General features: G+C 60.8%; 22 protein-coding genes and 1 other RNA gene. 18 read left to right on the forward strand and 5 right to left on the reverse strand.

The genetic code is table 11. From position 1 onward, the window contains the following. Positions 1 to 188: 188 nt before the first annotated feature. The 5 genes from phnC to CFE42_RS12910 are packed head-to-tail and all read left to right on the forward strand — an operon-like array spanning position 189 to position 4,596. Positions 189 to 1,007 (forward strand): phosphonate ABC transporter ATP-binding protein, encoded by an 819-nt coding sequence (phnC, locus tag CFE42_RS12890; protein WP_004629231.1) that lies wholly within the window; start codon positions 189 to 191, stop codon positions 1,005 to 1,007. Positions 1,008 to 1,009: 2 nt separating this feature from the next. After that, positions 1,010 to 1,870 (forward strand): phosphate/phosphite/phosphonate ABC transporter substrate-binding protein, encoded by an 861-nt coding sequence (gene phnD / locus CFE42_RS12895; protein ID WP_004629229.1) that lies wholly within the window; start codon positions 1,010 to 1,012, stop codon positions 1,868 to 1,870. A gap of 12 nt (positions 1,871 to 1,882) precedes the next feature. Continuing rightward, positions 1,883 to 2,680, forward strand: a complete 798-nt coding sequence (gene phnE / locus CFE42_RS12900; RefSeq protein ID WP_004629226.1) for a phosphonate ABC transporter, permease protein PhnE — start codon at positions 1,883 to 1,885, stop codon at positions 2,678 to 2,680. Positions 2,681 to 2,704: 24 nt separating this feature from the next. Then, positions 2,705 to 3,715, forward strand: coding sequence for a phosphonate dehydrogenase (locus tag CFE42_RS12905; protein WP_004629224.1), 1,011 nt, complete (start codon positions 2,705 to 2,707; stop codon positions 3,713 to 3,715). A 14-nt stretch (positions 3,716 to 3,729) separates the two neighbouring features. Then, positions 3,730 to 4,596: a LysR family transcriptional regulator gene (locus CFE42_RS12910; protein WP_231108837.1), complete on the forward strand. Its 867-nt coding sequence runs from the start codon at positions 3,730 to 3,732 to the stop codon at positions 4,594 to 4,596. A gap of 309 nt (positions 4,597 to 4,905) precedes the next feature. Here CFE42_RS12910 and ssrA read toward each other — a convergent pair. The 4 genes from ssrA to ubiG all read right to left on the reverse strand — a co-directional run bounded on the left by ssrA (position 4,906) and on the right by ubiG (position 10,599). After that, positions 4,906 to 5,263, reverse strand: a transfer-messenger RNA (tmRNA) gene (gene ssrA / locus CFE42_RS12915). A gap of 32 nt (positions 5,264 to 5,295) precedes the next feature. After that, complete coding sequence (locus CFE42_RS12920; RefSeq protein WP_004629220.1) at positions 5,296 to 9,078, reverse strand: DUF748 domain-containing protein; 3,783 nt, start codon at positions 9,076 to 9,078, stop codon at positions 5,296 to 5,298. A gap of 118 nt (positions 9,079 to 9,196) precedes the next feature. Next, a complete protein-coding gene (locus CFE42_RS12925; RefSeq protein WP_004629218.1) occupies positions 9,197 to 9,886 on the reverse strand; it encodes an HAD-IA family hydrolase in 690 nt (229 codons plus the stop codon). After that, the gene (gene ubiG, locus CFE42_RS12930; protein ID WP_004629215.1) at positions 9,883 to 10,599 is read right to left on the reverse strand and encodes a bifunctional 2-polyprenyl-6-hydroxyphenol methylase/3-demethylubiquinol 3-O-methyltransferase UbiG; all 717 of its coding nucleotides are present in this window, start codon (positions 10,597 to 10,599) and stop codon (positions 9,883 to 9,885) included. The genes CFE42_RS12925 and ubiG overlap by 4 nt, the downstream gene beginning before the upstream one ends. Before the next feature lie 160 nt (positions 10,600 to 10,759). Here ubiG and CFE42_RS12935 point away from each other — a divergent pair, with 160 nt between their 5' ends. After that, positions 10,760 to 11,251, forward strand: coding sequence for a glycine zipper 2TM domain-containing protein (locus tag CFE42_RS12935; protein WP_004629214.1), 492 nt, complete (start codon positions 10,760 to 10,762; stop codon positions 11,249 to 11,251). A gap of 183 nt (positions 11,252 to 11,434) precedes the next feature. On the opposite strand, the gene ompA is transcribed toward CFE42_RS12935, so the two are convergent. Then, a complete protein-coding gene (ompA, locus tag CFE42_RS12940) occupies positions 11,435 to 12,091 on the reverse strand; it encodes an outer membrane protein OmpA (protein ID WP_004629211.1) in 657 nt (218 codons plus the stop codon). Positions 12,092 to 12,522: 431 nt separating this feature from the next. Between ompA and gyrA the strand changes: the two genes are divergently transcribed. The 12 genes from gyrA (at position 12,523) to lapB (ending at position 26,653) form a co-directional block, all read left to right on the forward strand. After that, positions 12,523 to 15,192, forward strand: coding sequence for a DNA gyrase subunit A (gene gyrA / locus CFE42_RS12945; RefSeq protein WP_251471212.1), 2,670 nt, complete (start codon positions 12,523 to 12,525; stop codon positions 15,190 to 15,192). A 128-nt stretch (positions 15,193 to 15,320) separates the two neighbouring features. Next, positions 15,321 to 15,881: a DUF2059 domain-containing protein gene (locus tag CFE42_RS12950; RefSeq protein ID WP_004629209.1), complete on the forward strand. Its 561-nt coding sequence runs from the start codon at positions 15,321 to 15,323 to the stop codon at positions 15,879 to 15,881. Positions 15,882 to 15,994: 113 nt separating this feature from the next. Further along, positions 15,995 to 17,131 (forward strand): 3-phosphoserine/phosphohydroxythreonine transaminase, encoded by a 1,137-nt coding sequence (gene serC, locus CFE42_RS12955; RefSeq protein ID WP_004629207.1) that lies wholly within the window; start codon positions 15,995 to 15,997, stop codon positions 17,129 to 17,131. A gap of 87 nt (positions 17,132 to 17,218) precedes the next feature. After that, a complete protein-coding gene (gene pheA, locus CFE42_RS12960; RefSeq protein WP_004629206.1) occupies positions 17,219 to 18,334 on the forward strand; it encodes a prephenate dehydratase in 1,116 nt (371 codons plus the stop codon). A gap of 52 nt (positions 18,335 to 18,386) precedes the next feature. Beyond that, positions 18,387 to 19,511, forward strand: a complete 1,125-nt coding sequence (gene hisC, locus CFE42_RS12965; RefSeq protein ID WP_004629203.1) for a histidinol-phosphate transaminase — start codon at positions 18,387 to 18,389, stop codon at positions 19,509 to 19,511. 97 nt (positions 19,512 to 19,608) lie between these two features. After that, the gene (locus tag CFE42_RS12970) at positions 19,609 to 20,517 is read left to right on the forward strand and encodes a prephenate dehydrogenase (protein ID WP_004629202.1); all 909 of its coding nucleotides are present in this window, start codon (positions 19,609 to 19,611) and stop codon (positions 20,515 to 20,517) included. A 26-nt stretch (positions 20,518 to 20,543) separates the two neighbouring features. After that, the gene (aroA, locus tag CFE42_RS12975; RefSeq protein ID WP_004629199.1) at positions 20,544 to 21,848 is read left to right on the forward strand and encodes a 3-phosphoshikimate 1-carboxyvinyltransferase; all 1,305 of its coding nucleotides are present in this window, start codon (positions 20,544 to 20,546) and stop codon (positions 21,846 to 21,848) included. Between the two features lie 27 nt (positions 21,849 to 21,875). Continuing rightward, positions 21,876 to 22,571 carry a (d)CMP kinase gene (cmk, locus tag CFE42_RS12980; protein WP_004629197.1) on the forward strand — a complete coding sequence of 232 codons (696 nt, stop codon included), beginning with the start codon at positions 21,876 to 21,878 and terminating at the stop codon, positions 22,569 to 22,571. 135 nt (positions 22,572 to 22,706) lie between these two features. Next, positions 22,707 to 24,395, forward strand: a complete 1,689-nt coding sequence (gene rpsA / locus CFE42_RS12985) for a 30S ribosomal protein S1 (protein WP_004629196.1) — start codon at positions 22,707 to 22,709, stop codon at positions 24,393 to 24,395. A 45-nt stretch (positions 24,396 to 24,440) separates the two neighbouring features. Next, entirely contained in the window at positions 24,441 to 24,869 is a 429-nt protein-coding gene (locus CFE42_RS12990) for an integration host factor subunit beta (RefSeq protein ID WP_004629193.1), read from the forward strand. 182 nt (positions 24,870 to 25,051) lie between these two features. Then, complete coding sequence (locus tag CFE42_RS12995; protein ID WP_004629192.1) at positions 25,052 to 25,375, forward strand: lipopolysaccharide assembly protein LapA domain-containing protein; 324 nt, start codon at positions 25,052 to 25,054, stop codon at positions 25,373 to 25,375. Positions 25,376 to 25,378: 3 nt separating this feature from the next. Next, on the forward strand, positions 25,379 to 26,653 hold the full coding sequence (gene lapB, locus CFE42_RS13000; protein WP_004629189.1) for a lipopolysaccharide assembly protein LapB: 1,275 nt from the start codon (positions 25,379 to 25,381) through the stop codon (positions 26,651 to 26,653). The last annotated feature ends 30 nt before the right edge of the window (positions 26,654 to 26,683 follow it).

A 26,683-nucleotide genomic window follows, 5' to 3' on the forward strand; every position in this document is an offset into this window, starting at 1 on the left:
CCATAGCAGACGTCTATATTTGGCATAGATAGCACAACTTATTTCCCTCACAGGCACCCGCGACCATGCCACAAAAATGACATCAACGAGTCATCAGGGTGTCATATCACGACATTACCATCGCTGCAATTCAGATTCGTAATCAGGTCATCATTTTTGATTACGAATTCAAATCTGCCGGAGGTGTCATGATCGAACTACAGAATGTCTCAGTCAGTTATGGTGATGCGATTGCACTGTATCCCACCAATCTCAAACTCCATCAGGGACAGTTCACCGTATTGCTCGGATCTTCCGGCGCTGGAAAATCCACGCTACTTCGCTGTATTAATTCGCTGCATGCGTCGCAGCGCGGCACCACCATTGTCGCCGGCTTAGGAAATTTGGCGAACTCGCGTGCATTGCGCATGCATCGCCGACAGACTGGCATGGTGTTTCAACAGCATCAATTGATTGGCCGACTGACGGCTTTGCAAAACGTTTCGATGGGCCGAATGGGCTACCACACGGCATTACGCAGTCTATTCCCCCTCCCGGCGAAGGATCAATCCATATGCCTGCAAAGTCTGGACCGAGTCGGCTTATTGCACAAAGCCTTAAGCCGTGTCGACGCATTGAGCGGCGGCCAGCAGCAACGCATCGGTATTGCCCGGGCTCTGGCTCAGCAACCTAAACTGGTGTTGGCTGATGAACCGGTAGCCAGCCTCGATCCTGCTACTGCAGAGCGAGTGCTAAGTCTGCTGCACCGCATTTGTAAAGAGGACGGGATTTCGGCGGTCGTCAGCCTGCATCAGGTAGACCTCGCTCAACGTTATGCCGACCGTATTATTGGCCTGTCCCATGGCCGAGTCATTTTTGATGCCGCCCCGCAGACTTTGGATCAAGCCAGTTACGACACGCTGTATGAACAAGTACCCCGTTCTTCTTTGAGCGTTCCACAAGACGCTCGAGAGGAACGGCTTATCGATACTTCATTTCCCATGCAACTTGCTACCGTAAAGGATTGATTATGAAAAAACTCGCATCCGCATTAATGTCTGTCTTGCTTGCCGCCGTCTGCAGCATTGGCCATGCATCATCCAATCCCGATCCAGAAACGCTCAAAGTTGCGCTACTGCCGGACGAAAACGCATCGACCGTAATTAAAAACAACAAGCCGCTCGAAATCTATCTGGAAAAAGAGCTGGGAAAGAAAATTGAGCTGGTGGTTACCACTGATTACTCGTCAATGATCGAAGCCATGCGTCACGGCCGTATCGACATGGCATATTTTGGCCCCTTGTCGTATGTGCTGGCTAAGCAAAAGAGCGACATCGAGCCATTCGCAGCGATGAAGCAAAAGGGTAGCACTACCTACCAGTCCGTATTGATCGCCAATACTGGCGCCGGCATCGCCAAAATCAGTGATATCGTCAACAAGAATGTCGCTTACGGTGATAAGGCATCCACCTCCAGCCATTTGATTCCGAAGTCGATATTGGCGGAAAACGGTTTGAAAGCCGGCGAAAACTATCGCGAACACTTTGCCGGTGCGCATGACGCGGTGGCCATGGCCGTGCAAAACGGTCACGCGCAGGCTGGCGGCTTGAGTAAGCCGATTTTTGAATCCCTGGTTCAGCGCGGACTGGTCGATCCCAACAAAGTAAAAGTTCTTGCCGAATCGAAGCCATATCCGCAATACCCGTGGACCATGCGCAGCAATCTGAAGCCGGAACTGAAGGAAAAGATCCGTGCAGCCTTCTTGAATCTCAAAGATCCGGAAGTCCTGAAACCTTTCAAAGCCGATGGTTTCGGCCCGATCAGCGACAAAGACTATGACGTGGTGCGCAGCCTTGGCACACTGCTCAAGCTCGATCTGTCGAAGTTCTAAGTGAGCGACAGCATGCAAGCTGATTTTGGTTTGATTCTGGCCGAGCGCCAGCGCGTATGGAACCGCACGATACTGCAGTTTGCCGTTGTGCTGGCGATTGTGATCGGTTGCTGGTATTACGTCGGCCTATTTGATGCCGAGCGATTGAAGGATGGCATGCCAAGCCTGGTAAAAATTGCCGGCGAGATGTTCCCACCGAACTTCTCGCAGGCTGGCACCTGGGTCAAACCGGTACTGGATACCTTGGCCATGAGTATCGCCGGCACGGCAATCGCGGTATTGCTATCCATTCCCTTAGGAGTGCTCGCCGCGCGGAATACTAGCCCTCATCCACTCGTGTATCACGCCACACGCGGCCTGTTAAACGCTTTGCGATCGATACCCGAACTGATCATGGGCATCCTGTTCGTGGCAGCCGTTGGCTTCGGCGCATTGCCGGGTGTTTTAGCCCTAGGCTTACATTCGGTTGGCATGATCGCCAAATTTTTTTCGGAATCGATCGAACATGCCGATCCGGCACCGGTAGAAGCCGCGCATGCAGCGGGCTGCACGCCATTGCAGGTGATTTTTCATGGGATCTTTCCCCAAGTGCTTCCGCAAATGGCCGATACCGCGATCTATCGATGGGAATACAACTTCCGTGCTTCGACCGTGATGGGCATGGTCGGCGCCGGTGGAATCGGGTTCGAGCTGATGGGCTCTCTGCGCATCATGCAATACCAGGATGTCTCGGCTATTTTGCTGGTTATTTTAGGCATGGTTACCCTCGTCGACGCCTTCAGCTCCTTCCTGCGTCGCAAGTTCAAATAACTCCCAAAGCTTACAAAGGTTTTTATGAAGCCCAAAGTCGTCCTCACCCACTGGGTGCACCCGGAAATCATCGAATTGTTGTCCGCTAGCGCCGATGTTATCCCCAACACCACACGGGAAACCTTGCCGCGTTCTGAGGTAATTGCGCGAGCCAAAGATGCGGATGCACTCATGGCTTTCATGCCGGACAGCATCGACAGCGCGTTTCTCGAGGAATGTCCAAGGCTGCGTGTCATCGGCGCCGCGCTTAAAGGCTATGATAACTTCGATGTCAACGCCTGCACACGCCACGGTGTATGGCTTACGATTGTGCCGGATTTGCTTACGATCCCGACCGCTGAACTGACTATCGGCCTTCTTCTCGGTTTGACAAGGCATATGCTGGAAGGCGATAGGCAAATCCGTAGCGGACACTTCCAAGGCTGGCGGCCGACACTATATGGCTCTGGTTTGACAGGAAAAACGCTTGGCATCATTGGTATGGGGGCGGTCGGCCGTGCAATCGCCCAGCGCTTGGCTGGCTTTGAAATGAATCTCTTGTATTGCGATCCGATTCCGCTCAATGCCGAACAAGAAAAGGCTTGGCACGTACAGCGCGTCACGCTCGATGAACTGCTCGAAAAATGTGATTATGTCGTGCCGATGGTTCCGATGGCCGCAGAGACACTGCATCTGATCGATGCCACCGCGTTGGCCAAGATGAAAACCGGTAGCTACCTGATCAATGCATGTCGCGGCTCGGTCGTGGATGAGAATGCGGTGATAGCAGCACTGGCGTCTGGAAAACTAGCTGGATATGCAGCCGATGTCTTCGAGATGGAAGAATGGATACGCGCTGATCGCCCGCAGGCTATCCCCAAGGCGCTGCTCGACAATACGGCACAAACGTTTTTTACGCCGCATTTGGGATCGGCGGTCAAGGAAGTTCGGCTTGAAATCGAGCGGCAGGCAGCGATGAACATCATCCAGGCACTCGCTGGTGAAAAACCGATGGGCGCGATTAATCAGCCGTATCCGGGAGTAAAGGCGGCGTGATAGATCTGGAGCGTGTGGCGACGTTCATTGCCGTCGTCAAATGCGGGGGCTTTCGCGAAGCGGCGAAGCAAACTGGATTGTCCCAGCCAACAGTAACGCAGCATATCAAGCGGCTGGAGCAGTCTTTGCAGGCCCGGCTGATTGACCGCGCAACAATGCCGCAAAGCCTGACATTGGAGGGAAAGATTTTTTTCCCCTATGCGGAACAATTGCTCCGTACTAGCCATAAGGCTACGGCAGCCCTCCACAATAAAAGCCTGGTCGTTGGTGCAAGCTCCAATATCGGCATTTATCTTTTACAACCCTATATCAAGGCGCTCCAAGATAAATTAGCAAACAAGATCGATGTGAGGATCGGCAAAAATATCGAGATTGCCGCTTTGCTGGAAACGCTTGAAGTGGATGTAGCGGTAATGGAGTGGTGGGACTCACGTCCTGGGTTCGTCTCAACAGTATGGCGGCGCGAGAGGATGGTTGTCATTGTTCGCCCCGGCCATCCTTGGGCTGCCGAGTCGACCATTCCACTTAAGTGGTTAAAATCCCAGAACTTGCTTGGAGGCGAAGCGGCTACCGGAACTGGGCGCCTACTACAACAATATGCCGGTGCCGACTCGGCAGAGTTCACAGTGGGTATGCAGTTAGGTAGCACCGAGGCGGTCAAACACGCGGTCCACGCAGGGCTAGGAATCTCGCTTGTGATGGAAAGCGCGGTCAAGCATGAACAGGCAAGCGGATGGTTACATGCAATTCCGATTGAAGAAGATGTTTACAAAGATCTTTATCTCGTACATCGCTCAGAAACTTCGTTAAGCGGTCCGGTGGCAAGCCTTGCAGATTTGATTCTCCATTCTCCGGATTTAGGCTCAATAGAATATAAATAGCAAAACGAATGCCTGCTTCTGGCCGGGAGTAGCCTACCGCGTAGCGGTGCATATCGTCACCCTCAGTCGCCACCCCTACAGGAGTTGCCGACTACAACCGACCGCATCTAAACCCGCGCCAGCAAAGGAAATGACCTCGAGAACGCTCGCGTGGCCACCAGAGAAAACGGAGAACAGAGATGCGTCGGCGGGGGCGGAAAGGCCGCCTTTGCAGAGGTGGCGCTCGTGAGACCAGGCCTGGAAACCACGCCAACACTGGGGGGAACAGACGAAAAAAAACCAACCGAGAACGGTTGGTTTTTCAAATAGTGGTGGAGCCGGCGGGAATCGAACCCGCGTCCGCAAGCCCTCCACAGAGAGTTCTACATACTTAGTTCTGTCATTTGATTTAACCGCCGCATCGCGGACGAACACGCTCTACGACGGCGATTCACTAAGTTTTCGTCTCTAGGCCCGTGACTCACCTAAAGCTTATCTGACGTAAATGACCTCGCTAGTCTTTCGACCCTAGCCCGTCAGCGAGCCAGTGCGAGGACGGCGGCCCTTAGGCTGCCAGTGCGTAACGTTCGTCGTTAGCAGTTATTGCATTCCCATTGATTAACGAGGTGACGGGTCCTCGGTATGCCCTCCGCTGCTTCGCAACCCACGTCGAAACCAGGTCGGCCCCAGTAAGGAAGTGTCGATTATCCCATAGATGGGCTACTTCAGCGAGAAATCAACCCGCGTCGTCTTGCCCTTGTCCTTGATGCCCTCTGCGCTCAGTTTTGGGGCGACAACAAAGAGGCGCTCCGGATCCACGCGTTCAGCAAGTGCAACATGCACCGCATTCGCCCGACGCTGCGCGAGCTCACGCAAATCCGCATCCGTCACTTGCACGCTGGTTTCCATTAGCTTGCGCATCTCGTCGGGCGGCAAGGATTTGGCCAGCCCGATCACGTTGCGCGGTTTCGGGAATTTGGCGGCTTTGTACGCGCGTTCAAGGTACTTGTTCTCCTCTTCCGGCTTGACGGTGGTGTCTGCCTCAGCAGCGTCGCCGGCGTCCTTGAGTTTCTGCTCGCGAATCTGACGGTTCACGGCTTCCCGGCGCAGGCCGTCGCGGTCGAATTCCGGATCGACGCGGCCGATGATGTCGACCTTCAGCGCCGGGCGGTCCTTCAGCGCAGTGCCGAGCTTGTCGAGCTTGGCCAAGGACGCCTGGCCGATGTTCGACGTGCCGGGGTCGAACTCGATGTAGCCGAGTTCTTCGCCGCCGCTGCCGCCAAACGCGCTGGCCAGCAGCGAGAACGGCGCCGTCACGGCGCGCGCGATGAGGTTGACGAATGCACGCAGGATGACGCCGCCGATGCTGAACTGTGGGTCATCGAGCGAGCCCGATACCGGCACGCGCACGTCGATCTCGCCGCGCGAATTCTTCAGCAGCGCCACTGCCAGCCGCACCGGCAGATTGGTCGCGTCCTTACTTTCTACGCGGTCGCCGAAGGTGAGCTGGTCGATGAAGATGTGGTTGTCGGCGGTCAACTTGCCCTGGTCGAGCAGGTAGTGCAGATCCATCGTCAGCTTGCCCTTGGTGATCGGGTAGCCGGCGTACTTGGCGGAGTAGGGCGTGAGGTTGGTCAGTTCCACGCCGTCGGCCTTGGCCGTCAGGTCGACAAAGGCCATGGGAGCGAGCGGGTTCACCTTGCCGTGGATGTCCACCGGTGCTGTGCCGTCGACACTGCCGCGCAGCGTCACGTCGGCGGGTGTCTGGCCGGCGGCCGTGCTGATCGTGCCGATCGAGCCGCCGATGGCGGTCAGGTTGGCGGTGTAGTTCGGTTTGACGAAGTTGTCGGTGAAGCGGATGTTGCCGTCCTGCAGCGTGATGGCGTCAACGCGCAGGTCTGCGCCGCCGGCCTTGGGCGCAGGTGCGGTAGCCGTTACGGTGACGGCCGATGCAGGGGCTGCAACCGGAGCCGAAGCCGTCACGGGCGCGGCTGCCGGGGCGGAAGCCGCTGCGGCCGATGCCGATGCAGGTTCGCTTTGCGTCAGCGAGCGTCGCTCCTCGGTCGGCTGCACGCGGATGTCCTGCAGGTTCAGGCGCCCATTCGGGTTGATGATGATCCGCGCGTAGAACGTCGACAGCGCCATCGCTCCCACCCGCACGCGCGGCGTAGTGCCGTCGTAGTTGGCCTGGATGCGGTTGAGCGCGAGCGAGCGCCAGCGCAGGAAGTCATCCGAACTCACGCGGTCTTGCAGGCGGACGTTGCCCAGTGTCGCGTTGCCCTGGTAGTTCACCGTCAGCGCCTTGCCCTGGTTGAGCACGAGGCGCCCGTCCATCGATAGCAGCGCGCTGGTGATGGCCGCGTTCAACGACTTGTCCAGATACGGATCGAAGCCTGCCAGCGACAGGTTCTGCGAGTTCACGCGCAGGTCGGCCTTGAGCGGCTGCGGCACGACCTCGCCGCGCACATCGAGCTTGCCCTTGGCACCCAGCCCTGCGCCAATCTGCACGCTGACCGGTTTGCCGAGATCGGAGGAGGCGTTCTGCACGACCACGTTCAGCGGCTCGACACGCACCTTGACCGGGCGCGAGTTCGATTGGTCTTCAAAGCCGACAGCGCTGTTGTCCAGCTTCAGCGTTTGTACGGTCACTGCCCAGGGTTTTTCGGCCGGCGCGTTCGACTTTGCGCTGGACTTGGCCGGCGCTGTCGACTTGCCCGCCACCGATTGCGGACCATCGAGCAGCGTCAACGTGGTTGTGCCGTCCTTCTTGCGCAACGCATCGATCTGCAGGCCATCGGCGCGCACTTCGTTCAGGGCGATGGTGCGGGCGCTCAGGTCAAAGCGCTTCACCTCTGCGCGCAGCAGCTTGGCTCGCAGCGCGGTGTCCTTGCCCGTGGCCGGCGCCAGTGACAGGTCGGCCAGGCTTGCGGTCAGCGGTTCCGCGCGCACGTTGAATTTGTCCGGCCCGAATTCGAGCGCCACCTTGCCGTCGGCCGATAGCGCACCGCTCTGCAATTGCGGTGCGCCCGCCTGGCGCAGATACGGGCTGATGCCGACCAGCTTCATGCCGTCCAGCTTCAGTTCCAGCTCGCCGGTGTTCTTCTCCAGCGATGTGTTGCCTTTGACATTGAGCGTGCCGCCTTGCGCCAGCTTGGCGCCCACATCGAGCGAGGTCGGACCGCCCAACGTACGCACGCGAATGTCGCCGTGGAGGTCTTCCAGTATCAGGTCGGCAGCCGGCTGCGTGGTCGCGTCACGCCAGTGGACGGTGCTGTTGGTCAGTTGCAGCTTGTTGACCGCCACATCCAACGGTTTCGGCTTGGCGGTGGTCGCGGCCTCGGCCGTGGCAGCTTTCGCTTTGGCAGGTGCCGGCTTGCCGGCGAGTTGCGCGAAATTGATCGCTCCATCCCCACCGCGCGTGGCATTAACGCGCACGCCATCCAGCGTCAGCGCATCGAGGTGGAACACGTTGTCGAGCGGGCGCACGTCGGCAAGCGTTGCGCGCACCTGCTTGGCGGCCACCAGTGGCGCTTTCCTGGCGTCGACAACTTCCAGGTGGTCGAGGCCGGTCGTGCCATGCACGCGCAGCACTGGTGTGCCGCTCTTGGGCTTCTGGAAGTCGATCGTCAGGTCGGTCGTCAGCTTGCCTTGTGGAACCGCCACCGGCAGCGGGCCGGGTACGTAGCCGAGATAGCGGGGCAGATCCAGTCCGTCGATCTTGACGTTGAGGTTCGATTCGAGCGAATCGGCAAACGGCTTTGTCTTGCCCGCGAAATGCAGCGGCGCGCCGTCGATGCGGGCAACCAGCAAAGGCTGCACGAAGATGTCCACGTCTGCCGGCAGGCTCGCCACGAAAGGCACGCCGATCTGCAAGCCCTCCACCTTGTGTTGCCCGCCGAGCGGCTGGTCGACAAAGTCGATGGCGCCGTTGGTCAACTGCAGATTGGCAAAGACGAAACGTGCCGGCTCGTTCGACTTGGGCTTGGGCGCGGTTTCCGGCTGGCTTAGCTTGTCGACGATGTCGGAGAAGTTGAAACGCTGTTCGGCGGTGCGCACGATACGCACGTGCGGCGCATCGATGCTGAGTTCTTCAATCACGGGCGCGCGGCGGAAGATCGAACTCCACGACGCGTTCACATGCAGATGGCCGACATCGACGAACGGCGTCTTGCCGTCGCGCTCGGCAATGTGGAGCTGGTCGACATCAAGCCGCAGCGTGTACGGGTTGATGCTGATCTTGCCGACCGAAACCGGCCGTTCCAGGAGCTGGCTGAGCTGCGTTTGCGCCAGGTGGTGCAGCAACGGCGGGCCGCCGAATGCACCCAGTAGCCCGAACATCACCAGAAAGATCAGCACGCCGATCCCGATGCGCTTGGTGCGACGCGACGTGCCGACCTGCGCCGCGCGTTGCCAGCCGGCCGTACCGCGCAGGCGATCAAGCCGTGCGCGCCAGCCGGCGGTATTCGATTGCAGATCGGGGCGCGAATCGGGGGAGGAGCTCATGCTGGTGTCGGTCCGGCCACGGCGTGGCCTACTTCGTCAGTCGATTGACCGCCACGTCCCGACGGGAGGCAGCGGTCCTGAAAGGTGTGGCGCCCGGGCATTCACCTGGGCATTGTGGTCAAGCGCGTTGCGACTCGAGCAGCAGCGGAATCAGCTCGGCTGCGCTGGCGATCAGCGCATCGGCGCGCCATTCCGCTGGCGATGGCCCATTACCACAATAGCCGTAACTGGCCGCAATGGTAGGCATGCCGGCAGCGCGGCCGGCTTCGATATCGCGCAGGTCATCGCCCACGTAGACGATCTGTCGTGCGTCGATGCCGATGGATTCGGCCGCATACAGCAGTGGGGCGGGGTGGGGCTTGGCGTGCGGCGTGGTATCGCCCGCAACAACGCAGGCCGGCGGCACCGGAAACGGTAACTGTGCAACCAGCGGTACCGTCAGGCGGCCCGACTTGTTGGTGACGATCCCCCAGGGGACGCCCGCCCTCCCCAGTTCGACCAGCACGTCGGCCATGCCCGGAAACAGCTGCGTACGCACGCAGATTTCCGCCTCGTAGTTGGCGAGAAACGCCAGCCGTAGCGACTCGAACTCCGCATCCCCTGGCCCAACACCGAAGGCCACGCCGATCAGTCCGCGGGCACCATGCGAGGCGACCGGGCGCAGCGCTTCGTAGTCCACCGGTTCGAGGCCACGATCAGTGCGCACCTTGTTGGCCGCGGCGGCCAGATCGGGGGCCGTGTCCGCAAGTGTGCCGTCCAGGTCGAACAGCACCGCGCCCAGCGGATCGGGAAACTGGCGCACCGTCATGCCTCGGCCGGACGGCGCGTTGCCATCAGATAGTTGACGCTGGTGTCCTGCGTGAGGGCATAGCGGCCGGTGATCGGGTTGTATTCGAGCCCGCACATCTCTTGAGCCTGGAGCCCGGCCCCCCGTACGAACGCGCTCAGCTCCGACGGGCGAATGAACTTGGCGTAGTCGTGCGTGCCGCGCGGCAGCATGTTGAGCACGTATTCCGCGCCAATGACCGCCAGCAGATAGGCCTTGGCGTTCCGGTGGATGGTCGAGAAAAACACGTATCCGCCCGGTTTTACCAGCGTCGCGCACGCACGCACAACAGACGCCGGATCGGGCACATGTTCGAGCATCTCCATGCAAGTGACGACATCGAAGCTGGCCGGCTCGCGTGCGGCCAAGGCTTCTGCGGCAATCTCCTCGTAATCGACGGTAACGCCCGCCTCGAGACTATGCAGGTCGGCGACACGCAATGCTTTGCGGGACAGGTCGATGCCTTTGACGTCGGCGCCGGCACGCGCCATGCTCTCTGAAAGGATGCCGCCGCCGCAGCCCACGTCGACGACGCGTTTACCGGCCAGCGGGGCGATCGACTGAATCCAGCCGAGGCGCAGTGGATTGATCTCGTGTAGGGGTTTGAACTCGCTGTTCGGATCCCACCAACGGTGGGCGAGTTCGCTGAATTTTTCGAGTTCGCCGGGATCGGCGTTCGCGTGAGTGGTCGTCATGTTGCGCTGCGCCAGGGCATATCGGCTAGGTGAGGAAATGTACCAAAAAGCGTCGCCCCAACCAAATCAAGGGGGCTGCGAAAAGGTTTCACATTGAAACAGAGGTGAACAAACGCGCATGCATTTCCTCCAACTGTCACCTTCGTTCAAGGAGAGATCAATGAAATCCAAACAAATTCTGATTGGGCTGGGTGTTGCGGGCCTGACGGTGCTGGCAGGCTGCGCCGCGCCGGGCTACGGCAGTGGCTATAACGGTGGGTATGCTCAACAGCCCCCGGCCTATGGCGGCCAACCGCAGCAAACGGGCGCCCTCTATGGCCGCGTGGAATCGATCCAGCCGATGCAGGCCCCGGCAAATAGCCCGGGCATTTTAGGCACGATCATCGGCGGTGTGGCCGGCGGTATTCTGGGTCACCAAGTTGGCGGCGGTACGGGCAACACAGTCGCAACCATTGGCGGCGCAGCACTGGGTGCCTATGCTGGCAACCAAGTCGAACAGCGCGCAGGAGCGGGCGGCCAAACCGTGTACCGCATCACTGTCCGCCTCGATGATGGCCGCGTCGCGACGGTCACGCAGCGAAACCCGAACAATCTGCGCGTGGGCGATCGCGCCATGGTGGCTAACGACCAGGCGACACCTTCCTATCAATAAGAAGGGCGGTCATGAAAAAGGGGCATCGGGTGCCCCAAACAGAAAAAGCGATGGCGCATTTTGCGTCATCGTTTTTTTTGGCGCCTATTTCCGCAGCGGCCTCGGGGAAGGCGTCCGCCGACGCAGATGTACAGGCGAAAAAAAGCCCAGCGAAAGCTGGGCTTTTTTCCGGTGTGAACCGAATTACTGAGCCTTGCGGGTGCCGACCACTTCGACGTCCACGCGGCGGTTCGGTTGCTGGCAGGCGATTTGTGCCTTGCGAGCGCCCTTGCACGACTTCGGATCAACCTTCAGCTGGCGCTTGCCCTTGCCTTCCGTGTAGACACGGTTGGCTTCGATGCCCTTGCTGACCAGGTAGCCCTTGACGGCTTCAGCACGACGGACCGACAGGCGGTCGTTGTACTTGTCCGAACCGAACGAGTCGGTGTGGCCAACGGCGATCACGACTTCCAGGTTGATGCCATTCAGCTTCGAGACCAGGTCGTCCAGCTTGGCCTTGCCTTCCGGCTTCAGCACAGCCTTGTCGAAATCGAACAGGGTGTCAGCAGCGAACGTAACCTTTTCGCTCGACACAACCGGAGCAGCCGGAGCAGCCGGAGCAGCGGTCGGAGCAGCAGCCGGAGCCAGAGCGCCGTCGCACTGAGCGTTGGCGGTTGCCGGCGTCCAGAAGCCATTGCGCCAGCACAGTTCGTTCGTGCCGTTCTTCCAGACCCACTCGCTCGTGCCGTTACCCCAGTTGTCGTTGACGGCCTTCTTTTCGTAGGGCACCGACTGAGCGTAAGCGGACGCAGCCATGGCTACCGCAGCTGCAGCGAACGCGAGCTTGGCAAATTTTTTCATATTTCTCCTCTCAGGATGAGATCACCGCAGAAGACTGCGAGCAGATGGGACGAAAACAAGTCATACATTCTTCGGAGTATAACATTCTCGGTGTGGTGAAGGCTCCACTTCGAACAATGTCTGCCTCTTCGCTGGGGGATTGTGCCACAAGCACGCACTCCTAAAAAGCAAATATAAGCGATTCGAACGGGGCGCCATGGCCTTGTGGTGTGTACGCAACAAGGCAGGAAATGCCTCGCAAACCCTTATGGGGACTGGTTCCCCGGTTTTGCCCCCGCTCGCAGGGAACGTGCCCGGGGTTGACGATGCGTCGCTCGCGCGTATGAGGGAAGGGGGCTTGCGGCATGGTAAAATGTTCTGTTATTCGCGCAACCGCAGCGTCCTGCAGTTCGCATTGCTGTGCTCACTAGGGACCTCCCACCGTTCGCCCAATGGATCAATTCGCCAAAGAGACACTCCCGGTATCGCTCGAAGAAGAAATGCGCAGCTCGTATCTCGCTTACGCCATGAGCGTAATCGTGGGCCGCGCGCTTCCAGATGTGCGGGATGGTCTCAAGCCGGTGCATCGCCGTGCGCTTTACTCGATGCACGAGCTGAACAACGACTGGAATCGCCCCTATAAGAAGTCTGCCCGTATTGTCGGGGATGTGATCGGTAAGTATCACCCCCACGGCGACACTGCTGTATACGACACCATCGTGCGGATGGCGCAGAACTTCTCGCTGCGCTACATGCTGGTCGACGGCCAAGGCAACTTCGGCTCCGTCGATGGCGACAACGCCGCGGCGATGCGTTACACCGAAATCCGCCTGTCGAAGATTGCCCACGAACTGCTGGCCGACCTCGACAAGGAAACCGTCAATTTTGAGCCGAACTACGACGGTTCCGAAACTGAACCGTCCGTTCTGCCGGCCCGCATCCCCAACTTGCTGATCAACGGTTCGTCCGGGATCGCGGTGGGTATGGCGACGAACATTCCGCCGCATAACCTGAATGAAGTCGTCGATGGCTGCCTCCACTTGCTGCGCAATCCGGAAGCGACGGTCGACGAGCTGATCGAGCTGATCCCGGCGCCGGACTTCCCAACGGCAGGCATCATCTACGGCATTTCGGGTGTTCGCGAGGGCTATCGCACGGGCCGCGGCCGTGTGGTGATGCGCGCCAAGACGCACTTTGAAGATATCGACCGCGGCCAGCGCCAGGCGATCATCGTCGACGAGCTGCCGTATCAGGTTAACAAGCGCACGCTGCTCGAGCGCATCGCCGAGCTGGTCACCGAAAAGCGCATCGAAGGCATTTCCGACATTCGCGACGAGTCGGACAAGTCCGGCATGCGCGTGGTGATCGAACTCAAGCGCGGCGAGGTGCCAGAGGTCGTGCTCAACAACCTCTATAAGAATACGCAGCTGCAGGACACGTTTGGTATGAACATGGTCGCGCTTGTCGACGGCCAGCCACGCCTGCTGAACCTGCGCCAGATGCTTGAGTGCTTCCTGCTGCACCGCCGCGAGGTGGTGACGCGTCGCACGGTATTCGACCTGCGCAAGGCACGCGAGCGCGGCCACATCCTTGAAGGTCTGGCTGTTGCACTGGCCAATATCGATGAGTTCATCGCCATCATCAAGGCCGCGCCGACCCCGCCGGTTGCCAAGGCTGAGCTGATGAACCGCAGTTGGGATTCGGGCCTCGTGCGCGACATGCTCGTTCGCGCCGAGAGCGAAACCTCCGGCGGTAATGCTGCGTATCGTCCGGAAGGTCTGCTGCCGGTGTTTGGTATGCAGGGCGACGGCTTGTACAAGCTGTCGGATACGCAAGCGCAGGAAATCCTGCAGATGCGCCTGCAACGCCTCACCGGGCTGGAGCAGGACAAGATCGTCCAGGAATACCGCGAAGTGATGGCGCAGATCGCCGATCTGTTGGACATCCTGGCTAGGCCGGAGCGCATTACCGCCATCATCGTCGAGGAACTCACCGCGATCCGCGCTGAGTTCGGCGATGAGCGTCGCTCGCAGATTGAGCACAATGCCACTGAGTTGGATACAGAAGACCTCATTACGCCGCAGGATCTGGTGGTGACGCTGTCCCACAGCGGCTACATGAAGAGTCAGCCGATTTCCGAATACCGGGCGCAAAAGCGTGGCGGCCGCGGCAAGCAAGCTGCGGCGACGAAGGAAGACGATTGGATCGACACGCTATTCGTCGCCAACACGCACGATTACATTCTCTGCTTCTCGAACCGCGGCCGTCTGTATTGGCTGAAGGTGTGGGAGGTGCCTCAGGGCAGCCGTAACTCGCGCGGTCGCCCGATCGTCAATATGTTCCCGCTGTCGCCGGGCGAGAAGATCAACGTGATCCTGCCGGTGAAGCAGTTCGACGAGCAGCACTTCGTGTTCATGGCGACCTCCAAGGGGACGGTCAAGAAGACGGGGCTGACGGAATTCTCGAACCCACGCAAGGCCGGCATCATCGCGGTCGATCTGGACGAGGGCGACTTCCTGATCGGCGCGGACATTACCGACGGCCAGCACGACGTCATGTTGTTCTCCGACGCAGGCAAGGCGGTGCGCTTCGATGAAAACGACGTGCGCCCGATGGGTCGCCAGGCACGCGGCGTTCGCGGTATGAACCTGGAAGAGACGCAGCAAGTGATTGCCATGCTGGTGGCGCCCGCGGAAACCGAGGGCGAGGGCGCTCAGTCGGTCGCCGGTAGCGTGCTCACCGCCACCGAGAACGGCTACGGTAAGCGCACACCGATCTCGGAGTACACCCGGCACGGCCGCGGCACGAAGGGCATGATCGCCATCCAGACCTCCGAGCGTAACGGCAAGGTCGTGGCCGCCGCGCTGGTGGCGCCGGAAGACGAGATCATGCTGATCACGACGGGCGGGGTGCTGATCCGCACGCGCGTGGATGAGATCCGTGAAATGGGCCGCGCCACGCAGGGCGTCACGCTCATCTCGGTGGGCGAGGGCAACAAGCTGTCCGGGCTGCAACGGGTGATGGAATCCGACGCTGAAGGCGCGGAGAGTGTCGAGGGTGCTGATGCGACGGATGCCGCCCCGGATGCCGATGCACAGCCGGATGACAGCAGCGAGACATAATTAGAAACATCTTTTGCTTGCCGTTGGGCGCAGTTCTGTCATGATGCCGGACCTGTGCGCGGCAAGGGCCTGGAACTTTTGAATCACACGCCCGGCCTAAACGCAACGCTTATCTCAAGGGAGCAACAATGCACAAGAGTCTCAAACTCAAACATCTGATCGTGGTGGCTGGTTTCGCTCCGCTGTTTGCGTTCGCGCAGGCTGGCGACGCTGACAAGACGGCTGCCATCAAGGACCTGCTGACGACGATGAACGTCGACGCGGCCATCAAGGGTCAGGGTGAAGTGTTGGCCAGCGGCGCTAAGCAGGAAGCCCCGCTGGTGCTGGAGCAGGCACTGGTCGAGAACAAGACTCTGAACGACAAGCAGAAGCAAGCCGCTGTCGACAAGCTGAAGAAGAACGGCGCCGTGCAGCGCATGACCGACGGCGCTGGCAAGGACTTCGACACGGAAGCCTTCCGCAAGGACGCCCTGCAAGCCCACTATGACTCGCTGGGCAAGTACTACTCGACCCAGGAAATCAAGGATCTGACCACGTTCCTGAAAACGCCGAGCGGCCAGAAGTTCATGGCTAACCAAGGCAAGGCCATGCAGGAAGTGTGGGGCAACGTGATGCAGAAGTACGGTCCGCAAGTCGGCAAGAAGATGCGCGACATGGCTGACAAGGAAGTTGCCGCTGCTGCGAAGTAATTGACCGGCATAGGCAGACGATCGGGGCACAATCCCCCTCGGGCTGTCAGTTGGTAGATAATGGCTGTTTGGGTTTGCGCCCAGACAGCCATTTTTCTTTTGCCCTTCGTCCTATGAACCAAGCGGATCGAGCCCTCCAAGCCAGCCAGGCGCGTGTGTACAACTTTTCGGCAGGGCCGGCAGTGCTGCCGCTCGAGGTGCTGGAACAGGCGAAGGAGGAGATGGTGTCCTGGCACGGCAGCGGCATGAGCGTGATGGAAATGAGCCATCGCGGGCGGGAATTTGAAAGCATTCTGGCGGCAGCGTTCAGCGATCTGCGGCAGTTGCTGGCCGTGCCGGACAACTACGAAATCCTCTTCCTGCAAGGCGGCGCCATCGCCGAGAACGCCATCGTTCCGCTGAACCTGATGCGTCGGCTCTCGGCCGATGCTCCGAAGGCTGACTACGTCGTCACCGGTACGTGGTCGGTCAAGTCGCAGCAGGAGGCGCGCAAGTACGGCGAGGTGAACATCGCCGCCACCAGCGAGACCGAGCGCTTCCACAAGATCCCGGATGTGTCGAGCTGGAAGCTGTCCTCGGACGCGGCCTACGTGCACCTGTGCACGAACGAGACCATTGTCGGCGTTGAATATCAGGAGACGCCTGACGTCGGTCAGGCGCACGGGCGAGTGGTGGTGTCTGACGTGTCGAGCCACATCCTTTCGCGGCCGATCGACTGGAACGGCTACCAGGTCCTGTACGGCGGCGCGCAGAAAAACATCGGCCCTGCCGGCCTGACGATTGCCATCGTCCGCAAGGACCTTCTGGGTCATGCGCACCCTCTGTGCCCGTCGGCATTCAACTGGCGCCTCGTGGCCGAGAACGGCTCGATGTACAACACGCCGCCCACTTACGCCATCTACATCGCGGGGCTTGTGTTCCAGTGGATCAAGCGCCAAGGTGGCGTGGAAGCGCTGGAGACGCGCAACATCATCAAGTCGAAGATGCTGTACGACTTCATCGACGCCAGCAGCTTCTACCGCAATGAAATCCATCCAACGTGCCGGTCGCGCATGAACGTGCCGTTCTTCCTCAACGACGAGTCCCGCAGCGAGGCGTTCCTCGCGCAGGCGCGCGAGCGGGGGCTGGTGCAGCTCAAGGGCCACAAGTCCGTGGGCGGCATGCGGGCGAGCATCTACAACGCGATGCCGCTGGAGGGTGTTGAGGCGCTGGTCGACTTCATGCGCGAGTTTGAAAGAGTGTCCGCGTAAGGCTGACCCTCAATCACGGCAGAACATTGCGTGAAGCGCCCGCTTCGCGCGGCAATTTGCAATCCGTTGCCGAACCCGATTCCTACAATGACCAGTCAGTCAGACGATACGAAGCAAAACAAGGACGCCGCGTTGGCGGCCGAGCTTGCGCCGTTGCGCACGCAGATCGACGCCATCGACAACCAGCTGCTTTCGCTGCTTTCCGACCGCGCCAAGGTGGCGCAGGAAGTGGGCGAGGTGAAGAAGCGCTATTCGTCGCCGGCGTTCCGGCCGGACCGCGAGCTGCAGGTCATCCGTAAGATGCAGTCGGGCAATCAAGGGCCCCTGCACGACGAAAGCATCGCCGCCATCTGGCGCGAGGTGATGTCGGCGTGCCGTGGTCTGGAACAGGCGCTGCGCATCGGTTACCTCGGCCCGGCGGGCACGTTCTCGGAGCAGGCGGTGATCGCGCATTTCGGTCACGAGATCCAGCCAATGCCGTGCCCGAGCATCGACGAGGTGTTTCGTGCGGCCGAGTCCGGCACGGTCGATTGTGGTGTAGTGCCGGTCGAAAATTCGACGGAAGGCGTGGTGTCGCGCACGCTCGATCTGTTCTTGCAGACGTCGCTGAAGATCAGCGGCGAGATTGCGCTGCGGGTGCACCACAACCTGCTGCACAAGACGGGCGACATGTCGCAGGTGAAGGTGGTGCGTGCGCATGCGCAGGCGCTGGCGCAGTGCCAACGGTGGTTGAACACGAACTATCCGAACCTGCCGCGCGAGGCCGTGTCGAGCAACGCCGAGGCTGCGCGCATGGCGGGCGAGGACGAAACGGTTGCTGCGCTGGCAAGCGTGCAGGCGGCCAACCGCTACGGCCTGCACGTGGTGCGTGCCAATGTGGAAGACGACCCGCACAACCGCACGCGCTTTGTCGTGATCGGCAATTACGAGACGGAGCCGAGCGGGCGCGATCAGACGTCCTTGATTTTGTCGGTGCCCAACGAGGCCGGTGCGGTCTACAAGTTGCTGGCGCCGTTGGCCGAGAACGGCGTGTCGATGTGCCGTTTCGAGTCGCGCCCGGCGCGCAGCGGCGCGTGGGAGTACTACTTCTACGTCGACGTGGAAGGCCATCAGCGTGACCCGCAGGTAGCGCGCGCGCTGGAAAAGCTGCGTCACGACGCGGCGTATTTCAAAGTGTTGGGGTCCTATCCCTCAGCACATTGAGGGATTCAAGGCGCTCTGCACGGGCAGAGCGTCGATAACGGAGGAGCACCCCATGTCTTTGCAGTTCGGCCCCGAGTATGTCCGCGCCATCGCCCCTTATGTGGTCGGCAAGCCGATTTCCGAAGTGGCACGCGAATTCGGCCTGGATGCCGCGCGCATCGTCAAGCTGGCGTCCAACGAAAACCCGCTGGGCATGCCGAAGTCAGCCAAGAACGCGATGGCCTCGGCCATTGATGAACTGGCGCGCTATCCGGATGCCAACGGCTTCAGCCTGAAGGCCGCGCTGCATGCCAAGTTTGGCGTGCCGGAAACATGGATCACGCTCGGCAACGGCAGCAATGACATCCTCGAACTGGCCGCTCGCGCGCTGGTGTCGCCGGGGCAGGCTGTGATGTATGCGCAGCACTCGTTTGCCGTGTATGCGCTGGCCGCGCAGGAGGTGGGCGCGCGTGCGATCGAGGTGCCGGCCCGCGATTACGGCCACGATCTTGACGCGATGGCCGCTGCAATCACGCCGGACACCCGCCTGATCTACATCGCCAACCCAAACAACCCGACTGGCACGTTCCTGCCGGCCGATGCGATTGCGGCGTTCCTGGCGAAGGTGCCGCCGACGGTGGTCGTCGTGCTGGACGAGGCGTACAACGAATTCCTCAAGCCGGAGCAGCAGTACGACTCCACCGCGTGGGTGCGCCAATACCCGAACCTGCTGGTATCGCGGACGTTCTCCAAGGCGTACGGGCTGGCTGGCTTGCGTGTGGGTTATGGCATTGCGCAACCGCAGTTGACCGATCTGCTCAACCGCATCCGTCAGCCGTTCAACGTCAACAGCTTGGCGCAGGCGGCCGCGGTGGCAGCGCTCAATGATGCGGAATTCCTGTGTCAATCGGCTGAACTGAACGCTGCCGGCTACGTGCAGTTGACGGACGCGTTCGATCGGCTGGGCCTTGAATACGTGCCGTCATCGGGCAATTTTGTCTTGGTGCGTGTGGGTGACGACAACGGCGCCGGTGCGCGCGTGAACGTTGCGTTGCTCAAGCAAGGTGTGATCGTGCGCCCGGTCGGCAACTACGGCTTGCCGCAATGGCTGCGCATCAGCATCGGCTTGCCGGAAGAGAACGCCACGTTCATCGGCGCACTGGAGTCGGCGCTGGCGCGGGAAAAAGCCGCCGCGTAACTTCAGCCGCAACCGCCACAGCGCCCCGCATCAGGCATCGGGCGCCGCGTACATCGGGCTACAATGCCGCTTTGCTTTTTTCTGGCAGGACGGTGTTGTGGCCTCTTCATTTTCCAGTTCCCGGTTGGTGATTGTTGGCGTCGGCCTGATTGGCGGTTCACTGGCGCTGGGCTTGCGTCGTGCGGGGGTAGTCGAGCATGTTGTGGGCGTCGGGCGATCGGCTGCGTCGCTTGAGACGGCGATCCGTCTGGGCGTGATCGACGAAGCCTTGCCGATGGAAGAGGCCGTGCGCGGCGCCGACATGGTCGTGCTATGCGCGCCTGTCGCGCAGACGTTGCCGTTGCTGCTCGCCATGCAGCCGCATCTCGGGCCGGACACCATCGTTACGGATGCCGGCAGCACCAAGTCCGACGTCATCATGGCGGCCAAGACGGCGCTGGGCGATCAGGTCAGCCAGTTCGTGCCAGCGCATCCGATTGCCGGCCGTGAGTTGAATGGCGTGGAGGCGGCGCTGGCTGACCTCTATGTCGGCAAGAAGACCGTGCTGTGCCCACTGCAGGAAAACCGGCGCAGCGATGTCGCACGTGTGCAGGCCATGTGGGAAGCGGCGGGCGCGCATTGCCGCATCATGTCGGCCGTGCAGCACGACGCCGTGTTCGCCGCCGTGAGCCACCTGCCACACGTGCTGTCGTACGCGCTGGTCGCCCAGATCATCAATGCCGAAGACGGTGCGCTCAAACTCGATTTCGCCGGTGGTGGCTTCCGCGATTTCACGCGCATCGCGGCATCGTCGCCCGAAATGTGGCGTGACATCTGCCTGTCGAATCGCGAGGCGCTGCTGCGCGAGCTCACCACCTACGAAGCCGTGATCGGCCGCCTGAAGACAATGATTGCCGAGCGCGATGGCGATGCACTCGAGCGCGTGTTCCGCCGTGCCAGCGAAGCGCGTCTGGCGTGGCCGCAACGCGTGGCGCCAGGAAATGCCGCCGGCGCACAATCCGAATAACGTTTTGTTTTGAACTGAGTGGATTCATGGAACATCTCGACGTTGGCCCGCTGAAGACGGCGCGCGGCACCATCAAGCTGCCGGGCTCGAAGAGCATCTCCAACCGCGTGCTGCTGCTGGCTGCACTCGCGCAGGGCGAGACGGTGGTGCGCGACCTGCTTGACTCCGACGACACGCGCGTCATGCTCGACGCGCTTGGCAAGCTGGGCGTCTCGGTCGAAGGCCAGGGCGAGAACACATACCGCGTCACCGGCACCGGCGGCCGCTTCCCGAACACGTCGGCCGATCTGTTCATGGGCAACGCCGGCACAGCCATCCGTCCGCTGACAGCCGCGCTGGCGCTGCAAGGTGGCGAGTACACGCTGCACGGCGTGCCGCGCATGCACGAGCGTCCGATCGGCGATCTGGTCGACGGCCTGCGCCAGGTCGGTGCGCGCATCGACTACACGGGCAATGAGGGTTATCCGCCGCTGGCGATCCACGCCGCGCCGGTCAAGATCGACGCACCGATCCGCGTGCGCGGCGATGTGTCGAGCCAGTTCCTGACGGCATTGCTGATGGCGCTGCCGCTCGTCGAGTCTGCCGGCAACGTCACCATCGAAGTGGTTGGCGAATTGATTTCCAAGCCTTACATCGAAATCACGCTGAACCTGATGGCGCGCTTCGGCGTGCAGGTCGCGCGAGATGGCTGGTCGTCGTTCACCGTGCCGACCGGCGTGGCTTACACGGCGCCGGGAGAGATCTTTGTGGAGGGCGATGCTTCCTCCGCGTCGTACTTCCTGGCCGCTGGTGCGCTCGGCGGCGGGCCGGTGCGTGTGGAGGGCGTCGGCATGTCCAGCATCCAGGGTGATGTCCGCTTTGCCGACGCGCTGAATCGCATGGGCGCCAACGTGATGGCCGGCGGCAACTGGATCGAAGTGCGCGGCGCCGAACGCGACGACGGCAAGCTGCACGCTGTCGAGTTGGATTGCAACCACATTCCAGATGCGGCCATGACGCTGGCGGTGGCTGCGTTGTTTGCTGACGGCACGACTACCTTGACGAACATCGCAAGCTGGCGCGTCAAGGAAACCGACCGCCTGAGCGCCATGGCCACCGAACTGCGCAAGCTTGGCGCCGAGGTTGAAGAGGGCGCGGACTACATTCGCGTGACGCCTCCGTCGCAATGGACGCCGCCGGCCGGTGGCATCGACACCTACGATGACCATCGCATGGCGATGGCTTTCTCGCTGGCAGCGTTCGGCCCGGTGCCGGTCCGTATCAACGACCCGCGCTGCGTCGCCAAGACGTTCCCGGAATATTTCACGGCGTTCGGCGGCATCACCGCCTGAACCGCAATTAACTGCACGCACTTCATCATGTCCGACACCGCTGCTTCCATGCCGTACCCGGTCATCACCATCGACGGTCCGACCGCATCTGGCAAGGGCACGGTCGCTCACCAGATCGCTGATCTGCTCGGTTTTCACTTGCTTGATAGCGGGTCGCTGTACCGGTTGGTGGCGCTTGCCAGCATGCGCGAGAACATCGACGACCACGACGTTGAAAGTCTCGTGCGTATTGCCCGCGAACTGGATGTGCGCTTTAAGGCGGATCGCATCTGGCTCAAGGGCGAAGATGTGAGCTTGGCCCTGCGCCATGAGTCCGTTGGCAATCAAGCTTCGGCCATCGCCGTGCATGGCGCGGTGCGGGAGGCGTTGCATGCACGCCAGCGCGCGTTCCTGGAGGCGCCCGGCCTCGTGGCCGATGGCCGCGACATGGGCACGGTGGTTTTCCCCGAAGCAGTGCTCAAGGTGTTTCTGACGGCAAGCGTGCAGGCACGCGCCGAGCGGCGCTATAAACAATTGATTGCAAAGGGTTTTTCTGCTACAGTGGAAAGTCTTTCGCAGGACTTGGAGGCGCGTGATTTGCGGGATCGCACCCGCAGTGTCGCGCCGTTGCGTCCGGCGCAAGATGCGCGACAACTGGATTCGTCCGACATGACTGTCGATGAAGTCGTCGCGCAAGTACTGGACTGGTACCGTCAGGTGCAGGGCGCCAACAAGGCAAACTGACCCGGCTGAACCGGTTCGATCGGTGCCGGTGGCATATCGCTGCTGGCGGTTGTTCAACTCGTAACCCCGCATGCGTGTCTTCGCCCATTCTGTGCGAAAGCAATGCGAGGCATGTTCTGCGGATGCCTATTTTTTATGTCCCAAACTAACGAATCTTTTGCCGCCCTGTTCGAAGAGTCGATCGCCAAGTCCAATATGAAGGCTGGCGAAGTGATCTCTGCGGAAGTTGTGCGTATTGACCACAACTTCGTCGTTGTGAACGCGGGCCTGAAGTCTGAAGCTTTTGTTCCGGTCGAAGAGTTCCTGAACGATCAGGGCGAGCTGGAAGTGCAAGTCGGCGACTACGTTTCGGTCGCAATCGACGCGCTGGAAAACGGCTACGGCGACACCATCCTGTCGCGCGACAAGGCCAAGCGTCTGGCTTCGTGGCTGAACCTTGAGAAGGCACTGGAATCCGGCGAGATCATCTCCGGTACCGTGACCGGCAAGGTCAAGGGCGGCCTGACCGTCATGGTCAACGGTATTCGTGCATTCCTGCCGGGTTCGCTCGTCGACGTGCGTCCGATCAAGGACACCACGCCGTACGAAGGCAAGACCCTCGAATTCAAGGTCATCAAGCTGGACCGCAAGCGCAACAACGTTGTGCTGTCGCGCCGTGCCGTGGTTGAAGCCACGCTGGGCGAAGAGCGTCAGAAGCTGATGGAAACGCTCAAGGAAGGTGCGATCGTCAACGGTATCGTCAAGAACATCACCGACTACGGCGCGTTCGTGGATCTGGGTGGCATCGACGGTCTGCTGCACATCACCGACCTGGCATGGCGTCGTGTCCGTCACCCGAGCGAAGTGCTGTCGGTTGGCCAGGAAATCACCGCCAAGATCCTCAAGTTCGACCAAGAGAAGAACCGCGTCTCGCTGGGCGTCAAGCAGTTGGGCGAAGATCCGTGGGTCGGCATCTCGCGCCGCTACCCGCAAGGCACCCGCCTGTTCGGCAAGGTCACCAACCTGACCGACTACGGCGCGTTTGTCGAGATCGAAGCCGGTATCGAAGGCCTGGTCCACGTGTCGGAAATGGACTGGACGAACAAGAACGTGGCCCCGTCGAAGGTTGTCCAGCTGGGCGACGAAGTGGAAGTCATGGTTCTGGATATCGACGAAGACAAACGTCGTATCAGCCTGGGCATGAAGCAGTGCAAGGCCAACCCGTGGGACGATTTCGCACGCAACCAGAAGAAGGGCGACAAGCTGGCTGGCCAGATCAAGTCGATCACCGACTTCGGCGTGTTCATCGGTCTGCCGGGCGGCATCGACGGCCTGGTGCACCTGTCGGACCTGTCGTGGCAAGAGACTGGCGAAGAAGCCGTTCGCAAGTACAAGAAGGGCGACGAAGTGGAAGCCGTTGTGCTGGCCATCGATGTCGACAAGGAACGCATCTCGCTGGGTATCAAGCAACTGTCGGGCGATCCGTTCAACAACTTCATCTCGACCAACGACAAGGGTTCGATCGTGCAGGTCACGATCAAGGCCGTTGATCCGAAGGGTGCCGTGGTGCAGCTGGCTGACGACGTGGAAGGCTACCTGCGCGCCTCGGAAATCTCGAGCGACCGTGTGGAAGATGCCCGCAACGTGCTGAAGGAAGGCGAAACGATGACCGCGATGATCGTCAACATCGATCGTAAGTCGCGCAACATCAACGTCTCCATCAAGGCGAAGGACAGCGCCGACCAACAGGAAGCGATGCAGAAGTTCTCGGCGGATACCGGCGCGGCTGGTACCACGAACCTCGGCGCGCTGCTGAAGGCCAAGCTGAACGAGACCAACCAGTAAGCATCCACCGGGTCGACCCTAAAGAACGACGAGGACGCGCGCACGATGCCCATGACCAAGTCCGAACTCGTGGAAAAGCTGGCCGCTCGCTTTCCGCAGCTGCTGCTGCGGGATGCGGATATCGCGGTCAAGACGATCCTCGATGCGATGTCCGACGCCTTGGCGGACGGCCACCGCATCGAGATCCGCGGATTTGGCAGTTTTGGTCTGAATCGTCGTCCGCCGCGTGTCGGTCGCAATCCCAAGTCTGGCGAGAAGGTGCTGGTACCCGAAAAGCGGGTACCGCATTTCAAGGCCGGCAAGGAGTTGCGCGAACGGGTTGACCGCAGCCTTGAGCGACAAGGCGAGCCTTCTTCGGAGGGCGAGTCTGCCGTGTCGCTCGCGGCTGTAAAGGCTGCGCGACAGGTTGACAGCTCCCGCCAGGCTGCCGGTTTTCCGGTAGACACGGCGGTGCCGCTGGCCATGTCGCGCTGAGGCCAGGTAGCACTTGGTAGTTTCAGGAACGCCCCGCTTGCCGGGGCGTTTTTTGTTTAGGCAATGCTTGTCTGCCGCCAAGCCTGGCGTGGCTGGCCGCCATGTGAATCCGCTACAATGCGGCACAACTCGGCAATCGTGCCGCATCCGGCTGCTGCACCGCCGCCCGTTTCCGAATCCGCATGAAATTTCTCGTCTGGGTCATCCGCATCTTGTTGTTTGTGCTGCTCTTCGTGCTGGCACTGCACAACACGGCGGAAGTCTCGCTCGTGCTGCCGTTTGGCGTGGTCTGGCACGCACCGTTGATCTTGATTGCCTTGGCGTTCTTTGTTGCCGGCATCTTGCTGGCCATGCTGGCGATGGCGCCGCGTGTGATGCGGCATCGCTTTACGGCGAGCCGCCTGCGTCGCCAGATCGGTCGCATGAAGAAGGCCGAAGAGGTGACCGAGGTGCCGACGCCCGTGGTTGCCGACTCTCCGTATCACGTTCCCGGCCCCAAGGTCTGACGCATGGATTTTGATCTCTGGTGGCTGTTGGCCATCCCGCTGGTGTTTGGCTTGGGCTGGGCGGCTGCCCGACTCGATGCCCGCCAGTTGCGCACCGAACAATCGTCGCTTCCGCGCTCGTATTTCAAGGGCCTGAATTTCCTGCTCAACGAGCAGCCGGACAAGGCCATCGACGCTTTCATTGAAGTTGCGCGGCTGGACCCGGAGACTACCGAGTTGCACTTTGCGCTCGGCAGCCTGTTTCGTCGGCGCGGCGAAACCGAACGCGCCATTCGCGTTCACCAAAATCTCGTCAATCGCCCCGATCTGCCCCCCAATGAGCGCGATCACGCGTTGTTTGAACTGGGGCAGGATTTCCTGCGCGCGGGCTTGCTGGATCGCGCCGAGGAATCCCTGCGCATGCTGATGGAAGGCACATTTGCCGAGCCAGCCAAGCGCGTGCTGCTGGAGTTGTACGAAGTCGAGAAAGAGTGGCGCAAAGCCATTGAAGCTGCGCGTGAATTGCAGAAGCTGCAAGGCAAGGATTACGCCGTGCAAATCGCGCAGTTCTGCTGCGAGGTCGCGCAGGAAGCGCTGCAGCGCAAGGACGTGCCGACCGCCATCGAATGGTTGGAACGTGCCCTTCAGGAGAATCCCAAGAATGTGCGAGCCACCATTCAGTTGGGCGATGTGTCGCAAGGGCAGGGCGATGTTGAAGGCGCCATCAAGCGTTGGCGTAGCATCGAACAGCAAAACACTGCGTTCTTGCCCTTGGTGGCCGAACGGCTGATGAAGGCGTACACGCAGCTTGGTCGTGCCGCAGAGGGGCTCGCCTGGTTGCGCTCCAAGATGGACGCACGGCTGGGCCCCGAACTGCTCGATACAGTCTACAAATACGAACTGGACGTGCACGGTATCGACGATGCCGTGGCGCTGATGCGCGACCAGATCCGCCGTCAGCCCTCGTTGGTGGCGCTGACGCGGCTGGTGGAAGCCGAGGCGACGCGCGCGTCCGAGGCGGTCGGCCATGAAGCACCTGCGACGGCCGACGTAGCCGAGAGTGCGTTGGCGGATCCGGTTGAGGCGGGCAGCAATGCTGACATCCAGCGCGCGCAGGATCTCGGCGCGATTCGCGATCTGCTGCAAAGCCGTACGCGCAACCTGGCGCGCTATACCTGCCAGGAGTGCGGATTCCGTGCGCGCCTGTTCTATTGGCAGTGCCCAGGCTGCAACCGCTGGGAAACGTATGCTCCGCGTCGTACCGAGACGCTCGGCGGCAGTGGCGGCGCCAGCATGTAATTCAGTCCGGCGCGGCAGGTGTGTGCAACG

It is taken from the genome of Ralstonia sp. PBBBR1 (assembly GCF_002256165.1).
Lineage (GTDB): Bacteria > Pseudomonadota > Gammaproteobacteria > Burkholderiales > Burkholderiaceae > Ralstonia > Ralstonia thomasii.

Excerpts from the sequence above, each read along its gene's own strand:
- CFE42_RS12920 (WP_004629220.1), bottom strand. The coding sequence starts at position 9,078 with ATGAGCTCCTCCCCCGATTCGCGCCCCGATCTGCAATCGAATACCGCC.
- gyrA (WP_251471212.1), top strand. The coding sequence starts at position 12,523 with ATGGATCAATTCGCCAAAGAGACACTCCCGGTATCGCTCGAAGAAGAA.
- phnD (WP_004629229.1), top strand. The coding sequence starts at position 1,010 with ATGAAAAAACTCGCATCCGCATTAATGTCTGTCTTGCTTGCCGCCGTC.
- CFE42_RS12990 (WP_004629193.1), top strand. The coding sequence starts at position 24,441 with ATGCCCATGACCAAGTCCGAACTCGTGGAAAAGCTGGCCGCTCGCTTT.
- cmk (WP_004629197.1), top strand. The coding sequence starts at position 21,876 with ATGTCCGACACCGCTGCTTCCATGCCGTACCCGGTCATCACCATCGAC.
- phnE (WP_004629226.1), top strand. The coding sequence starts at position 1,883 with ATGCAAGCTGATTTTGGTTTGATTCTGGCCGAGCGCCAGCGCGTATGG.
- phnC (WP_004629231.1), top strand. The coding sequence starts at position 189 with ATGATCGAACTACAGAATGTCTCAGTCAGTTATGGTGATGCGATTGCA.
- rpsA (WP_004629196.1), top strand. The coding sequence starts at position 22,707 with ATGTCCCAAACTAACGAATCTTTTGCCGCCCTGTTCGAAGAGTCGATC.
- CFE42_RS12935 (WP_004629214.1), top strand. The coding sequence starts at position 10,760 with ATGAAATCCAAACAAATTCTGATTGGGCTGGGTGTTGCGGGCCTGACG.
- CFE42_RS12905 (WP_004629224.1), top strand. The coding sequence starts at position 2,705 with ATGAAGCCCAAAGTCGTCCTCACCCACTGGGTGCACCCGGAAATCATC.
- CFE42_RS12925 (WP_004629218.1), bottom strand. The coding sequence starts at position 9,886 with ATGACGGTGCGCCAGTTTCCCGATCCGCTGGGCGCGGTGCTGTTCGAC.
- pheA (WP_004629206.1), top strand. The coding sequence starts at position 17,219 with ATGACCAGTCAGTCAGACGATACGAAGCAAAACAAGGACGCCGCGTTG.
- CFE42_RS12995 (WP_004629192.1), top strand. The coding sequence starts at position 25,052 with ATGAAATTTCTCGTCTGGGTCATCCGCATCTTGTTGTTTGTGCTGCTC.
- CFE42_RS12950 (WP_004629209.1), top strand. The coding sequence starts at position 15,321 with ATGCACAAGAGTCTCAAACTCAAACATCTGATCGTGGTGGCTGGTTTC.
- serC (WP_004629207.1), top strand. The coding sequence starts at position 15,995 with ATGAACCAAGCGGATCGAGCCCTCCAAGCCAGCCAGGCGCGTGTGTAC.
- hisC (WP_004629203.1), top strand. The coding sequence starts at position 18,387 with ATGTCTTTGCAGTTCGGCCCCGAGTATGTCCGCGCCATCGCCCCTTAT.
- lapB (WP_004629189.1), top strand. The coding sequence starts at position 25,379 with ATGGATTTTGATCTCTGGTGGCTGTTGGCCATCCCGCTGGTGTTTGGC.
- ubiG (WP_004629215.1), bottom strand. The coding sequence starts at position 10,599 with ATGACGACCACTCACGCGAACGCCGATCCCGGCGAACTCGAAAAATTC.
- ompA (WP_004629211.1), bottom strand. The coding sequence starts at position 12,091 with ATGAAAAAATTTGCCAAGCTCGCGTTCGCTGCAGCTGCGGTAGCCATG.
- aroA (WP_004629199.1), top strand. The coding sequence starts at position 20,544 with ATGGAACATCTCGACGTTGGCCCGCTGAAGACGGCGCGCGGCACCATC.